Genomic DNA, 14,184 nt, shown 5'->3' with positions numbered 1-14,184 from the left:
TCCCCAGTTTCACACAGCGGTCAGACCGCGTCGGCGCCGGTTTCGCCGGTGCGGATGCGGATCACCTGCTCCAGGTCGTAGACGAAGATCTTGCCGTCGCCGATCTTGCCGGTGCGGGCGGATTTCTCGATGGCTTCCACCACCTGGTCCAGCAGGGCGTCGTCGATGGCGATTTCCAGCTTTACCTTGGGCAGGAAGTCCACGACGTATTCGGCGCCGCGGTAGAGCTCGGTATGGCCTTTCTGGCGACCGAAACCTTTTACCTCGGATACAGTGACGCCTTGCACGCCAATGGCGGACAGGGCTTCGCGGACTTCGTCAAGCTTGAACGGCTTGATCACGGCTGTGACGAGTTTCATGGCGGCTCCTTCTCGGACGATCAAGTGAGGGACAACGATTGGCTGCCTGACTGTTATGCATGAATCGTGCCAGGCGCGCGCGGGCGCAGATTGAATTGTTGTGCGCCGCAAAAAATACCGCGCTGGCCATTCAGGCACTTTCCTTGTGCGCGGCGGCTGTTTACTCTGCCCTGTTTTGGTGCGAAGCTGCGCTGCAGCATGTCTACGTGCTGAGACGATGGCGTGGCGCGGCCTGCGCAAGGGCGGAATCGATGCCCATGGGGACAGGAAGGCGCGAGTTCGGCGCGGCTTTTTGCTACACTCGCCATAGATCAAGACACACGCAGGAGCCGTCACCATGTTGAGCCAGAAACTGTTTGAAGAAATCAGCGCCAAGATCAGCGAAACCATCGCCGCCAGCCCGGCCAAAGACCTGGAAAAGAATGTGAAGGCCATGATGGCCTCCACCTTCTCCAGGATGGATCTGGTGACGCGCGAGGAATTCGATGTCCAGCAGGCGGTGCTGGCGCGTACCCGCGAGCAGCTGGCGGCGCTGGAGGCGCGCCTGGCGCGGGTGGAGGCGGCGGCCTTCCCTGAAGAGGCGGCTGCCCGGGTGGAGGAGCAGTCGGAACTCGGCCACTCCTGAGTCGCCATGACATTGGCGGTGGTGGCGAGCAGGGCGCTGTCCGGGCTTGACGCCCCAGAGGTGGCCGTCGAGGTCCACCTCGCCAATGGCCTGCCGGCGTTCAATATCGTCGGCTTGCCCGATACCGAGGTCAAGGAAAGCCGCGACCGCGTGCGCGCCGCCATCTTGACCTCGGGCTTCGAATTTCCCGCGCGCAAGATCACGGTCAATCTGGCCCCGGCCGATCTGCCCAAGGATTCCGGCCGTTTCGACCTGCCGATCGCCATCGGCATCCTGCTGGCGTCCGGCCAAGTGCAAAATCCTGACATTTCCCGCTATGAATTCGCCGGCGAGCTGGCGCTGAGCGGCGCCGTGCGCCCGGTGCGCGGCGCGTTGGCGATGGCCTGCCAGTGCCATGCGGCCCGCCGCGCCTTCGTGCTGCCGGCTGCCAGCGCGGCAGAGGCCGCGGTGGTGGCCGAGGCGCAGATTTACGGGGTGCGCTCGCTGCTGGAGGCCTGCGCGTTTCTCAACGGGCTGCAAACCTTGCAGCCCTCGGTTCCGGCTGACGGCGGAGCCTGGCCGAACTATCCGGATCTGCAGGATGTCAAAGGCCAGTCAGCGGCTCGCGGCGCGCTGGAGATCGCGGCCGCCGGCGGTCACAGCCTGCTGCTGATGGGGCCGCCGGGCACCGGCAAGTCGATGCTGGCGGCGCGGCTGCCTGGCTTGTTGCCGCGGCTGTCCGAACAGGAGGCGCTGGAGTCCGCTGCGCTGCTGTCGTTGGGCTCGCAAGGGTTTCTGGCCTCGAACTGGCGTTTGCGTCCGTTTCGGGCGCCGCACCACACCGCTTCCGCGGTGGCGCTGGTGGGCGGCGGCAGCGACCCGCGGCCTGGCGAGATCAGCCTGGCGCACCACGGCGTGCTGTTTCTCGACGAGTTGCCGGAGTTCGACCGCCGCGTGCTGGAAGTGCTGCGCGAGCCGATGGAAAGCGGGGTGATCCATATCTCGCGCGCGGCGCGCCAGGCCAGCTTTCCGGCGCGCTTCCAGCTGGTGGCGGCGATGAACCCATGCCCCTGCGGCTATCATGGGCACCCATCGGGGCGCTGCCAGTGCACGCCCGAGCAGGTGGGGCGATATCGCGGTAAAATCTCCGGCCCCTTGCTGGACAGAATCGACCTGCATATAGAGGTGCCGGCGCTGACGGCGGCCGAATTGCAGTCGGCCAGTCCGGGCGAAAGCAGCGAGCAGGTGAGGTTGCGGGTGCATGCCGCCAGGACTTGCCAGCTGGAACGCCAGGGCGGCCTGAATTCGGCCTTGCAAGGCGCGGAGCTGGAGCGGCACTGCGAGGCGAGCGCGGATGCCTTGGCCGTGCTGGGCAAGGCTTTGCAGCAGCTTGGCTTGTCGGCGCGCGCTTATCATCGGATACTGCGGGTTTCGCGCACCATCGCGGACTTGCAAGGCGAGGCGAAGATAGGCCGCAGCCATGTATTGCAGGCGATCCAGCTCCGACGCGTGATGCAGGGCAACGCCTGATAGAATTCTCAATCCAACCCGGATGGCATGCTTGCCGTCCGTTTGACATAGCGGTAGTGGTGAATGGCTAATCGAGATCTGAAAAACTCCCCCCGTCCCTCTCGCGGACGCAGCAGTTCGTCCTCGTCGCGCAGCGGCGGCGGCGGCATGATGGCGGGCATCATCATCGGCCTGATCGTGGGCGTGGCGGTGGCGGTGGGGTTGGCGATGTATCTCAACCGCTCGCCGGCGCCGTTCCAGGCCAAGGGCGAGCGCAAGCCGGAGGCGGCTTCGCAGGCGCCGACCGAGCTGCTGGCTCCGGGCACCCGCATTTCCGATGCCGCGTCGGCTACCGCGCCCGCTGCCGCGCAGCCGCAGCCCAAGCAGGCGACGCTGGACTCCGACACCGTGGCGTTGCCGCCGCCGGCCGCGCCAGCGCCCGCGCCGCATGAGGCCAAGCCCAAGGCGGCGCCCGCCGGCCAGCAGGCCAAGAGCGACAAGAACGATCAGCGCTTTGATTTCTACAAGATATTGCCCGGCCAAGTGGATGCGGTGACGTCCGATGCCAAGGGCAGCCGTGCCGCGGAACCTTCCGCGTCGGCGCCTGCCAAAAAGGTCTATCTGCAATTGGGCGCGTTCCAGAACCAGGACGACGCCGACAACCTGAAAGCCAAGCTGGCGTTATTGGGGGTGGAGGCGAAGATCCAGTCCGTCAATGTGCCGGACAAGGGGATGGTGCACCGGGTGCGAGTGGGCCCGCTCAGCCGGCAGGATGAGGTGGATCGCGTGCGCGCCCAATTGAAACAGGACGGCATCAACGCCAATGTGGTGAAAGCCGAGTAGTCGTTATCTCCCAATACAGGAAAACAAAATGAAGAAATGGTTGCTGATGGTGTTGCTGGCGGTGAGCGGCGCGGCGAATGCCGCCATCGAGCTGGGCAAGGATTACACACTGCTGAGCACGCCTCAGCCGGTGGCCAATCCCAAGAAGGTGGAAGTGATCGAGTTCTTTTCCTACCACTGCATTCACTGCTATGACGATGATCCGGCTTTCCAGGCCTGGGCGGGCAAGCTGCCTGCCGACGTAAGCTTCCGCAAGGAGCAGATCGTATGGCAGAAGTCGATGGAAGGCTTCGCGCGGATGTTCGCCACCTTCAACGCCACAGGCACCTTCGACAAGCTGCACCGCCCGGCCTTCGACGCGCAGATCAAGCAGCGCATCGATTTGTCCAACCCGGAGCAGTTCACCAAGTGGGTCAAGCTGCAGAAGGGCGTCGACAGCGGCAAGCTGCTGCAGACCTACAACTCCTTCGGCATCAATGCCCAGGTGGCGCGCGCGACCAAGATCACCCGCGATTACCAGATCCAGGGCACGCCGACCGTGATCGTCAACGGCAAGTACGTGGTGACCACCAGCACGCCGGAGCGGATGATCGTGGTGATGAACGAGCTGATCGCCAAGGCGCGCAGCGAGAAGAAGTAAGCGGCGCGGCCGCACTGTGGAAGGGGCGGCGATGGCCGCCCTTTTTCATTGACGGCGGCCCAGGCTTGCCGGTGCTGATTTTGCAGTTATTTTTAAATAAGTCTTGACGGATTTGAAGAGCCCGTTTAATATTGGTTCCTCTGACGCGGGGTGGAGCAGTCTGGTAGCTCGTCGGGCTCATAACCCGAAGGTCGTAGGTTCGAATCCTGCCCCCGCAACCAGGTTTCAGAAAAAAAGCCGAATCGACAACGATTCGGCTTTTTTCATGGCAGTTCGCTGCGAGTGAAAATATTTGGTCCAGGCTATTGACGCCGGCAAATGATTTCACTATTATTGCATTTCTCTGACGCGGGGTGGAGCAGTCTGGTAGCTCGTCGGGCTCATAACCCGAAGGTCGTAGGTTCGAATCCTGCCCCCGCAACCAAGTTTCAGAAAAAGCCGAATCGACAACGATTCGGCTTTTTGCATTTCAGGGCTGCCTTTCGAACACGGCCTCCGTGTGGCGCGGCTGGTTTTGCGCTGAAATATTGTTGCGTCATTTGCTGGATTTTCATGGGAAAGTTGTGTTGGCGCGGCGCAATTTTCTTTCTCGTTTTCCTGATTCTGTGCAATGAATAGCGATGCCCCCCCAGCGATTGTTTGAGCGAGAATATTTTTTGTAACAATTTGCAACGCCGCGCCGCGGCGGTTCATGTTAAGCACATTGTCCTAAACCATTGTCGCGGCTATAGATTTGCCGATCCGGCGTCCTTGATTACGGTCAATCATATTGCATATCAGATGGCGGGGCGGGCTTGATCCTGGTCAAGGGTCTTGAAATATCAGGCAAAACTGTTTTTAATACGCCCGCCCGGTGCATGTTGCCGGGCAGATGTTTGTGTTGCCGAATTCCTGTCTTCCCGCGCCTTTGCCGGCGTTTCACTCGGACAGTGAGCATTCAGCTGTCACGTCATCGTCCGGAAGCGATTGTGGAGTCGCTTCCATCCGGAGCGCAGCCGCCGTGGAAACGGATGCGGTCTGGCCAATCGCGGTTCCCGCGAGCCCTGAAAGTCTGTTGTTTTGCCGGGCGGTTCGACCGCCTCCCCGCCGACGGGAGGTTTGGGCCGGTTGGCGTGAACATTTCGCTGGCGTTGGAGCGTGGCTCGCAACGCCTGTTGCGCATCGGCGCGTTGAAGGATTTTTAACCCGAAAAGTCGTAAGATGAGAAACCATAGACCCTCCCGCCTGATGTGGGGGCTCTCTCCTGTGGTGTTAGCCCTGCTTTCGGGATGCCAAGGCGGCATTCTCGATCCCAAGGGCCATATCGCCGCTGAGCAGAAGTCCCTGATCCTGACGGCAACCGCGCTGATGCTGCTGGTGGTGATCCCGGTAATCGTGATGACCCTGGTATTCGCGTGGAAGTACCGCGCCAGCAACAAGGATGCCGCTTACGAGCCGAAATGGTCGCACTCGACCAAGATCGAGATCGTGGTATGGCTGATCCCCTGCATCATCATCGCCTTCCTGGCCGCGCTGACCTGGAAGAGCACCCATGAACTGGATCCGTATCGTCCGCTGCAGTCGGAGAAGAAGGCGATCCAGGTGCAGGTAGTCGCGCTGAACTGGAAATGGTTGTTCATCTATCCGGAGCAGCAGATCGCTTCCGTCAACGAACTGGTGTTCCCGGCCGATACGCCGGTGAGCTTCAAGATCACCTCCGACGCGGCGATGAACTCCTTCTTCATTCCGCAGCTGGGCGGCCAGATCTACGCGATGGCGGGCATGCAGACGCAACTGCACCTGATCGCCAACGAGCCGGGCACCTACAAGGGCTTCTCGTCCAACTACAGCGGCGCCGGCTTCTCGGGCATGAAATTCAACGCTGTCGCCACCAAGACCCCGGCCGAGTTCGACGCCTGGGTGGCCAAGGTGAAGGCTTCCGGCCAAACCTTGGACGCGCCTGCCTACCTGAAGTTGCTCAAGCCTAGCGAGAACAACCCGGTGGCTCACTACGCTTCGACCACGCCTTACCTGTTCGAAGCCGTTGTGCACAAGTACATGGCCGCCCGTCCGTCGCTGGCTGACAGCGACGACGCCATCAAGCTGGCCAAGATGACCAAAGAACTGTGCGCCGCGATCACCCCGCCGGTTGTCAAGGAGTAACGATTAATGTGGTTAGGTAAACTGACTCTGGACGCGATCCCGTACCATGAGCCCATCATCATGGGGGCGCTGGGAGGCGCCGGCCTGATGGGGCTGATGCTGTTCGCGCTCATCACCAAGTTCGGCAAGTGGGGCTATCTCTGGAAAGAGTGGCTGACTTCGGTCGATCACAAGAAAATCGGCGTGATGTACATCATCGTCGCCATGATCATGCTGCTGCGCGGCTTCGCCGACGCGCTGATGATGCGTACCCAATTGGCAGTCGCCACCGGCGGCGGCCACGGCATTTTCCCGCCGGAACACTATGATCAGATCTTCACCGCCCACGGCGTGATCATGATCATCTTCATGGCGATGCCGTTCATGACCGGCCTGATGAACATCGTGGTGCCGCTGCAGATCGGCGCGCGCGACGTGGCCTTCCCCTTCCTGAACTCGCTGAGCTTCTGGCTGCTGGTTTCGGCGGTGATCCTGGTCAACCTGTCGCTGGGCGTCGGCAACTTCGCCCGCACCGGCTGGGTGGCCTATCCGCCGCTGGCCGAGCTGGGATTCAGCCCTGACGTGGGGGTGGATTACTACATCTGGGCCTTGCAGTTGTCAGGCTTGGGCACGACGCTGACGGCCATCAACTTCCTGGTGACCGTGATCAAGATGCGCGCCCCGGGCATGAAGCTGATGGAAATGCCGATCTTCACCTGGACCTGCACCTGGGCCAACGTGCTGATCGCCACCTCGTTCCCGATCCTGACCGGCGCGCTGGCGATGTTGACGCTGGACCGCTACCTGGACTTCCACTTCTTCACCGCGGAAGCCGGCGGCAACGCCATGATGTACCTGAACCTGTTCTGGGCCTGGGGCCACCCCGAGGTTTACATTCTGGTTCTGCCCGCCTTCGGCATTTTCTCGGAAGTGGTGTCCACCTTCTCCGGCAAGCGCCTGTTCGGCCACAAGTCGATGATCTACGCCAGCGGCGCGATCTCGATCCTGGGCTTCATGGTTTGGCTGCACCACTTCTTCACGATGGGCTCCGGCGCCAACGTGAACGCCTTCTTCGGCATCGCGACAATGATCATCTCGATTCCGACCGGCGTGAAGCTGTTCAACTGGCTGTTCACCATCTACAAGGGCCGCCTGCGCTTTGAAACCCCGATCCTGTGGACGCTGGGCTTCATGGTGACCTTCTCCATCGGCGGCATGACCGGCGTGCTGCTGGCGGTGCCGGGCGCCGATTACGTGCTGCACAACAGCTTGTTCCTGATCGCCCACTTCCACAACACCATCATCGGCGGCGCGGTGTTCGGCTACCTGGCCGGCTTCGCCTTCTGGTTCCCGAAAGTGTTCGGCTTCAAACTGGAGCCCAAGCTGGGCAAGGCTGCTTTCTGGTTCTGGCAGATCGGCTTCATGTTCGCCTTCATGCCGCTGTACGTGCTGGGCTTCATGGGCATGACCCGTCGCCTGAACTACACCACCAATCCTGAATACGAGCCGTGGCTGTACGTGGCCCTGTTCGGCGCGCTGCTGATCGCCGCCGGCATCGGCTGCCAGCTGCTGCAGATCGTGGTGAGCGTGATCAAGCGCAATGAGCTGAAGGACGAAACCGGCGACCCGTGGAACGGCCATACCCTGGAATGGTCCACTTCGTCCCCGGCGCCGTACTACAACTTCGCCAAGCTGCCGCAGGTGCACGACATCGACGCCTTCACCGATATGAAGGAAAAGGGCGTGGCTTACGCGGTGCCGAAGTCGTACGAACCCATCCACATGCCGAGAAACACTTCGGCCGGCGTCTTCATCGGCCTGTTCTCCACCGTGTTTGGCTTCGCGATGATCTGGCACATCTGGTGGCTGGCCATCGTCGGCCTCGTCGGCATCATCGGCTTCATGCTGGCGCGCGCCTACGACAACGACCTGGACTACTACGTGCCGGTTGACGAAGTGGAGGCCATCGAGCGCGCCCGCTTCGAGAAGCTGGGCATCGATGTCGACAACTACACCGAGCGTGATCAGCAGGCCAAGCCGAAGAAGGCCGCCCGTCCGACCACCACCGTGTAACAGGCTGGATCAAACATGACGACTTATGTAGAGCAAGCGCACGACGCGCATGACGACCATGAGCACCACGACAGCGGCAAGCAGACTGTCCTGGGCTTCTGGTTCTATCTGATGACCGACTGCATCCTGTTCGCGACGGCGTTCGCGGCTTATGCAGTGCTGTTCCGCAACGTGGCCGAAGGCGTTTCCGGCAAGGAAATCTTCGAGCTGCCGTACGTGCTGGTGGAAACCGCGGCGCTGCTGCTGTCTTCCATCACCTACGGCTTCGCGATGATCGCCGGCCACAAGGGCAACAAGTCGGCCGTTCTCGGCTGGCTGGCCGTCACTTTCCTGTTCGGCGCGGCGTTCATCGGCCTGGAAATCAATGAATTCCACCACCTGATCGCCGAGGGCCACGGCCCGCAGAAGAGCGCCTTCCTGTCGGCCTTCTTCGGCCTGGTGGGCCTGCACGGCCTACACGTGACCGCCGGCCTGCTGTGGATGGGCGTGATGATGCTGGAAGTGGCCAAGACCGGCCTGACCGGCCGCGCCATGACCCGCCTGAACTGCCTGTCGCTGTTCTGGCACTTCCTGGACATCGTGTGGATCTGCGTGTTCACCGTTGTGTATCTGAAAGGAGCCATGTGATGAGCCAAGCGCATGAGCACAACAGCCACGGCAGCGTGAAAAGCTACGCCATCGGTTTCCTACTGTCGGTGATCCTCACCGCCATCCCGTTCTGGATGGTAATGGGCGGCGCCTTCACCAAGCAGGCCACCTTCTTCGGCATCTTCGCGCTGGCGGTGGTGCAGATCATCGTGCACCTGAAGTATTTCCTGCACCTGGACTTCAGCAAGGAAGGCAAGCTCAACAGCATTTCCTTCCTGTTCACCGGCATGGTGATCGTGCTGCTGGTCGGCCTGTCGATCTGGATCATCTACACCGCCGACGCGCTGATGATGCGCTGAGTGAGAACGTCTTGAAGCTCAAGCGTTATCTTCAGGTCACCAAGCCCGGCATCATCTTCGGCAACCTGATCTCGGCCGCCGGCGGTTTTCTGCTGGCGGCGCAGGGGGCGATAGACTGGTGGCTGCTTGCGGCCACCGTCATCGGCCTGTCGCTAGTGGTGGCCTCCGGCTGCGCGATCAACAACTGCATCGATCAGGACATCGACGCCAAGATGGCCCGCACCCAGAAACGGGTGCTGGTCACCGGCGCGATGAGCACCAAGGCCGCGCTGGCGCACGGCGTGGTGCTGGGCCTGGCGGGCTTCGCCCTGCTGTGGTTCGGCACCAATCCGCTGGCCACCGGCTGCGTGCTGTTCGGCTTTGTGATCTATGTCGGCGTGTACAGCCTGTACATGAAGCGCAACTCGGTGTACGGCACCCTGGTGGGCAGCCTGTCCGGCGCGGTGCCGCCGGTGGCGGGCTACTGCGCCGTCACCGGCCGCTTCGACATGGGCGCTGCCATTTTGCTGGTGATGTTCAGCCTGTGGCAGATGCCGCACTCGTACGCGATCGCCATTTTCCGCTTCAAGGACTACGAGGCGGCCGGCATCCCGGTGCTGCCGGTGGTGAAGGGCATCTCCGCCGCCAAGCAGCAGATCGTGCTCTACATCCTGGCTTTCGCCGCGGCGACCGTGATGTTGGTGTACGGCGGCTACGCCGGCTACGGCTACCTGGCGGTGGCGGTGGCCACCAGCCTGTGGTGGCTGAAGATGGCGCTGTCCGGCTACAAGCGCGAAACCGACGACAGGGCCTGGGCGCGCCAAGTGTTCTTCTTCTCCATCATTACCATCACCTCGCTGAGCGTGATGATGGCGGTGGATGGGCAGACGCCGCCGCACAGCCGCGCGGTGGCTGCCGCGAATGCGGGCCACTACGGCTAAGATCGATACCGTCTGATGGCAAACGGGGAGCGGCGCAAGCGGCTCCCCGTTTTTGTTTGGCTGTTCTTGTAGGATCAGTGCGGTTTCAGCGCGGCGCGCATGGCCGCTTGTTTCTTGGCTGGGAGCTTGGCGACGTAGTCGATAGGCTTGTGGCCGTATTTGTCGGTATCGCTCAGCGATGCGCCGTGGGCGATCAGATATGACGCGACGGCGGGAGTCGAGTCCAGCACCGCGGTCATCAACACGGTGATTTCGCTGGTGCGGGTGGCGGCGTTGACATCGGCTCCTTTGGCGATCAAGTCCTGCACGATATTCAGATTTTTGGCAGACACCGCGTAGAACAGCGGGGTGTTGCCATCGTAGCCGTCGACGTTAGGATTGGCGCCGGCTTGCAGCAATACTTGCACGGCGCCCCGGTTGCCGGCATCTATTGCGTAAACGAGCGGCGTTTTCGAAACATCATCCAGCGATTGGTCGACGTCGCAGTGCTGGCTCTTGATGTAAGCGCTGACGGTAGGCGCGTCGGCGTGGCGCAGCAGCTGTTGCCAGTCGTCTTTGTCGCAAGCGGCCGACGCGTGCTGTGCCAACAGCAGCGCGGCCACGCTTAGCAGAAAATTGATTTTCATTCAGAAGCTCCGGAAAGTTTTTACCCAGGTGTCGTAAGGTCGGCTGCGTTGGGGAGGAAAGTAGGTCCACGGCGTGTAATGCAGCTTGGCGTATTCAGAGGCGGTGCGCGGCGTGTACAGATAGCCTGCCTTCATCGCCGCGGCCTCCTCTTCGCTGACGGAGGCGCCGCCGCTGCCTACCGCGGCGACTTCATGGGATTTGGGGTCGTAGTTGATTTTGAACGAAGACAGCTTTTTCTTGCCCTCGTCGAACAGCCTGCGATAGGTGCCAGCCGACGTGTTGATCGAGGCCTCAACTCCCATCGGTGTGGGCTGGCCGCCAGGACCGACGCCCATCAGCTTGTTGTATTTATTGTTATTCTTGGCCCAGCCTTGTTCCTGCTTCATTGTCGCCAGCAGCGCCTTTGGGTTCAGCTTGTAGTTCTGCGCCGCCTTGTAGACCAGCACGTCGGCCTGGTATTGGTCGATCAGCACCGGATTGTTGGACCTGATGATGGTGGTGATCTGTTCCTGGCTTAGCGCGTTGCAGTCCTCAAATTCGGAATCCGAAATTGGTGCCTCCAGCGGGTTGCGGTCTTTCGGTACCTCCACCTTGGAAACCGGCTTGCGTTGCTTGTTGTGATGTTTGTGGGTCTTGGACTGGGTCTTGTCGATTTCCGGTTCCTTATGATCGGCGTCGGGACGCGACAGACCATCACACAGCACCTTGGGGCTGACCACGCATAGGTATTTGTGGAACACGCTCTCGCCGGCCTGCACCGGCGGCAGCTTCTTGGCGTCGCCGACCGGCCCTTGCAGCTTGACGTCTATTTTGTCCTTTGGGTTGTGGCCGAACAGCGCGCCGGTGTCACCGTCATGGTCGGTCTTGCCGGTAATGGTTTGGTCGCCGTGGCGGATCTCATACCAGACGTCTTTCATCGGCTGCAGGATGCGGTCGAGGAATTTGACCTGAATCTTGGTTTCATCGGCGACCTGGTGGCCGTCCAGCAGCGCGTAGACCACCGCTCGCTTGCCATCGACAGCCGGCTTGGCGATCAGCTCGTTGTGGATGGTGCCGAACAGGCTGTAGTCCTGTTCCAGAATTTTCAGCAGCCGGATGTAGTTATCCAGGCCCTTGACCGTCTGGCAGCCTTCGCTCCAGTTGCTGGTGCGGTTGCTCGGGCCTTCGCCGCCGTAGTGGATGTTGTGTTCGTAGGTTGTTGACGGCGTGCCGGGCTGGTCCGGACTGAACTCATACTCCGGGGCCTTGGCCGTGCCGGTGTTTTGGGCGTGAAAAGCAAGGCCTTTGACTATCCTCAGCGCCCGGTAGTTGTGGTGCTGGGCGAAATGGTGCGTGCTTTGCATTTCCGCCAGGCTGGCATGGTCGTGGTACGACGATATCTTGTGATTGCCCAGTTTGTACTGGTATAGACCGTTGATCAGCACCCGGCCGGCCAGCTGGCCGTTCTGCTTGCTGTAGGGTTCGGTGTTGAATTCGAATTCGGCGACTTTTTTCTCGCCGGATGCGTCCTTGTAGACGACGAACAATGTGTCGTCGAACACCTTGTTGCTGTCTTTGACGACTTTGCCGTGGTCGAAGCCGCGCGCGCCTATCAGGTTGACCCGGCCGTTGGCGGTCTCGAACGCGAAACCGTCGACATTATTCTTGCCGTTGGCGGCGGCGTGATGTTCGAACAGCCGCTGCAGGATGTCGTATTTCTGTTCTTCGCTGTATTTGCCGAAGTTGAAATCCTTGTACTTTTCTACCTGGTTGCCCATTGCGCCTCCTGGCGTCCGGCCGGGCCGTAGATGCTCAACTGGTAGCCGTCCTTGTCCGGTGTGAACTGCGGGCGGGAGTAGGCGAAGAAGAAGTAGGGGCTGTCCTGGGGTTGCAGGTACGCCTTGCCGAAGCCATCGGCGCGGTTGGCCAGGAAGGCCTGGGTCAGCGCTAGGCCGGACAGCGCCTGCAACTGGCCGTTGGCGTTTTTGCCGAGTATCAGTTCACTGCCCGCCATGTCGGCGGCGGACAGCCGCAGCTGTCTGTTGCGGCCGGAGCCAGTGGTTTGCGCGTCGCGCAGCGCGACGGCGAACGGAACCTGGTATTGCCGGCTGGCAGCGTCTTTGCGTGTCAGGATGATATCGTCGACGCCTTGATCGGCCTGGCCTTGTTGCAGTTGCGCGGCCGGGCCGGTGCAGGCGCGGTTGGTCAGCTGCGGCCAGGCGTTCTGTTCGGTGTAAACCAAGCAGCGCGGCGTGGCGGCCAGTTGCTTGGCGGCGTTGTCCAGGTCGCGCGCGATGAAGCGCGCCAGCCGCAGTTCCGCGCTATTCTGACTGGCTTGCCGGTCCAGCAGGCGGAGCTTGCTGACGGCGACATCGGTGAATTTCGCTCCCGGCTCAATGGTGGAGATTTTCAGCTCCAGCTTGGCGATTTCGGCGTCGCCAGCGTTGATCAGCAGCAGCCTTTCGGCCGAGTTCAACGCGTTGTCCGATTTGCCGGTGATCTTGTCATCCGTCTGGTTGGTGAAGGCTACCGTTTTCAGCTCGCGCTGCAACTGCGGCAGCGAATACTCGCGCGCATGGTAGCTGAGGGCGAAACGGCGCGTTTCGAATGGTTTGTCTTCATGCGGCCGGTACAGGCTGATGGTGACGCTCTTCGGCGAGGCGTTCTGGAACTGGGTGGCCGCCGACTTGGCGTAGCCTGGCGTCAGCGCGACGGCGAACAGCGAGCTCGGCTTCGCCAACGTCAGCGTCAGCGTTGCCGGATTGGAGATTTGCTCGGAATAGCGAAATGTCTGCTCGCCGTGGAAGACCCAGGCCTTGGCTGGACTCGGGTCGAACAGGTTCTTCACCGAATATTGCCCCGGCGTCAAGCCGGCCAGCGTCTGGCTGGCATGAAGCTGCAGCGTGTTCCAACCCAGGTCTACCGAGGCGTCCTCAGCCTGGTTGGCGGCGTCGGCGCGGGCAGCAGACAGCGCCAGCACGCCAATGGCGATAAAAGCATAGCGATGGTTCATTACAGGATTTCCCATTCACCGGACCCGATCAGGGCCTTGATGTTGTTGACGCCGGGCAGATGGATGCGGTCGGTCATGCCGCTGCCGTCCAGCGCGCCGGACGCGATCTTCTTGCCGGTATCGGCGGAGTAGTAGACGTATTTTTTGCCGATGAACTCGGGGTGCGCCTCGGTCAGCAACTGCGCATCGATCTGCTCGGTGCAGACGATCTTCTTGTATTGCGGCTGTGACCAATCCATGCTGGCTGGGCCGTCGAGCGTGTGGCTGGCGCCCTTTACCGTCACTTTGCCGGGGGCATGGACCTCGATATTGCCGCCTTTGATGCGAATGTAGGCGCCGCCGGCGGTCAGCAGGATTTCATCGCCGGCGTGGACGATGATCTTGTCCTTGCAGGACGTGATGGTCACATCCTTCTCCGCCGTCAGCTCCATCGCGTCGCTCTGCGCCTGCACTTGCACCTTGCCCTTCGCCGCGATCAGCTTCAGCGCCACCTTGTCCTTCACCCCCGCCACGAACAGGCTGAGGTGCTGGCCGACGTTGTGGATCCAG

Annotated in this window: 14 protein-coding genes and 2 tRNA genes; 11 read left to right on the top strand and 5 right to left on the bottom strand. The window is 61.4% G+C overall.

Annotation, left to right across the window (positions count from 1 at the left end; translation table 11 throughout):
* Positions 1-20 precede the first annotated feature (20 nt).
* Complete coding sequence (gene glnK, locus MY55_RS14815) at positions 21-359, bottom strand: P-II family nitrogen regulator (protein ID WP_021478498.1); 339 nt, start codon at positions 357-359, stop codon at positions 21-23.
* A gap of 337 nt (positions 360-696) precedes the next feature.
* Between glnK and MY55_RS14810 the strand changes: the two genes are divergently transcribed.
* From MY55_RS14810 to cyoE, 11 genes are all read left to right on the top strand, one after another.
* The gene (locus tag MY55_RS14810; protein ID WP_047238929.1) at positions 697-984 is read left to right on the top strand and encodes an accessory factor UbiK family protein; all 288 of its coding nucleotides are present in this window, start codon (positions 697-699) and stop codon (positions 982-984) included.
* A gap of 6 nt (positions 985-990) precedes the next feature.
* Positions 991-2,493 carry a YifB family Mg chelatase-like AAA ATPase gene (locus tag MY55_RS14805; protein WP_047258362.1) on the top strand — a complete coding sequence of 501 codons (1,503 nt, stop codon included), beginning with the start codon at positions 991-993 and terminating at the stop codon, positions 2,491-2,493.
* A 63-nt stretch (positions 2,494-2,556) separates the two neighbouring features.
* Positions 2,557-3,315 carry an SPOR domain-containing protein gene (locus tag MY55_RS14800; protein ID WP_043579278.1) on the top strand — a complete coding sequence of 253 codons (759 nt, stop codon included), beginning with the start codon at positions 2,557-2,559 and terminating at the stop codon, positions 3,313-3,315.
* A 28-nt stretch (positions 3,316-3,343) separates the two neighbouring features.
* The gene (locus MY55_RS14795) at positions 3,344-3,955 is read left to right on the top strand and encodes a thiol:disulfide interchange protein DsbA/DsbL (RefSeq protein WP_043579277.1); all 612 of its coding nucleotides are present in this window, start codon (positions 3,344-3,346) and stop codon (positions 3,953-3,955) included.
* A gap of 144 nt (positions 3,956-4,099) precedes the next feature.
* Positions 4,100-4,176 (top strand) — tRNA-Met (locus MY55_RS14790).
* A 126-nt stretch (positions 4,177-4,302) separates the two neighbouring features.
* A tRNA-Met gene (locus MY55_RS14785) sits at positions 4,303-4,379 on the top strand.
* A gap of 824 nt (positions 4,380-5,203) precedes the next feature.
* Positions 5,204-6,097, top strand: coding sequence for a ubiquinol oxidase subunit II (cyoA, locus tag MY55_RS14780; protein ID WP_236686493.1), 894 nt, complete (start codon positions 5,204-5,206; stop codon positions 6,095-6,097).
* A 6-nt stretch (positions 6,098-6,103) separates the two neighbouring features.
* Positions 6,104-8,149, top strand: a complete 2,046-nt coding sequence (gene cyoB / locus MY55_RS14775; RefSeq protein ID WP_043579275.1) for a cytochrome o ubiquinol oxidase subunit I — start codon at positions 6,104-6,106, stop codon at positions 8,147-8,149.
* 15 nt (positions 8,150-8,164) lie between these two features.
* Complete coding sequence (cyoC, locus tag MY55_RS14770) at positions 8,165-8,776, top strand: cytochrome o ubiquinol oxidase subunit III (protein ID WP_043579274.1); 612 nt, start codon at positions 8,165-8,167, stop codon at positions 8,774-8,776.
* On the top strand, positions 8,776-9,096 hold the full coding sequence (gene cyoD / locus MY55_RS14765) for a cytochrome o ubiquinol oxidase subunit IV (protein WP_043579273.1): 321 nt from the start codon (positions 8,776-8,778) through the stop codon (positions 9,094-9,096). The genes cyoC and cyoD overlap by 1 nt, the downstream gene beginning before the upstream one ends.
* Before the next feature lie 11 nt (positions 9,097-9,107).
* Positions 9,108-10,016, top strand: a complete 909-nt coding sequence (gene cyoE / locus MY55_RS14760; RefSeq protein WP_043579272.1) for a heme o synthase — start codon at positions 9,108-9,110, stop codon at positions 10,014-10,016.
* 74 nt (positions 10,017-10,090) lie between these two features.
* Here the strand turns inward: cyoE and MY55_RS14755 are convergent, their stop codons facing one another.
* From MY55_RS14755 to MY55_RS24280, 4 genes are all read right to left on the bottom strand, one after another.
* Entirely contained in the window at positions 10,091-10,642 is a 552-nt protein-coding gene (locus MY55_RS14755; RefSeq protein ID WP_053006840.1) for an ankyrin repeat domain-containing protein, read from the bottom strand.
* The gene (locus MY55_RS14750; protein WP_047238219.1) at positions 10,643-12,400 is read right to left on the bottom strand and encodes a hypothetical protein; all 1,758 of its coding nucleotides are present in this window, start codon (positions 12,398-12,400) and stop codon (positions 10,643-10,645) included.
* Complete coding sequence (locus tag MY55_RS14745; protein WP_047238220.1) at positions 12,385-13,635, bottom strand: hypothetical protein; 1,251 nt, start codon at positions 13,633-13,635, stop codon at positions 12,385-12,387. Before MY55_RS14745 ends, MY55_RS14750 begins: the two co-directional genes overlap by 16 nt.
* The coding region (locus MY55_RS24280) for a DUF2345 domain-containing protein (RefSeq protein WP_244270688.1) at positions 13,635-14,184 on the bottom strand (550 nt) is incomplete at its 5' end. The genes MY55_RS24280 and MY55_RS14745, both read right to left, overlap by 1 nt.

The sequence above is a fragment of the Chromobacterium subtsugae genome (assembly GCF_001676875.1).
Taxonomy (GTDB): domain Bacteria; phylum Pseudomonadota; class Gammaproteobacteria; order Burkholderiales; family Chromobacteriaceae; genus Chromobacterium; species Chromobacterium subtsugae.
The sequence above is the reverse complement of the archived record's forward strand: the minus strand, read 5'-3'. Positions and strand labels throughout refer to the sequence as shown.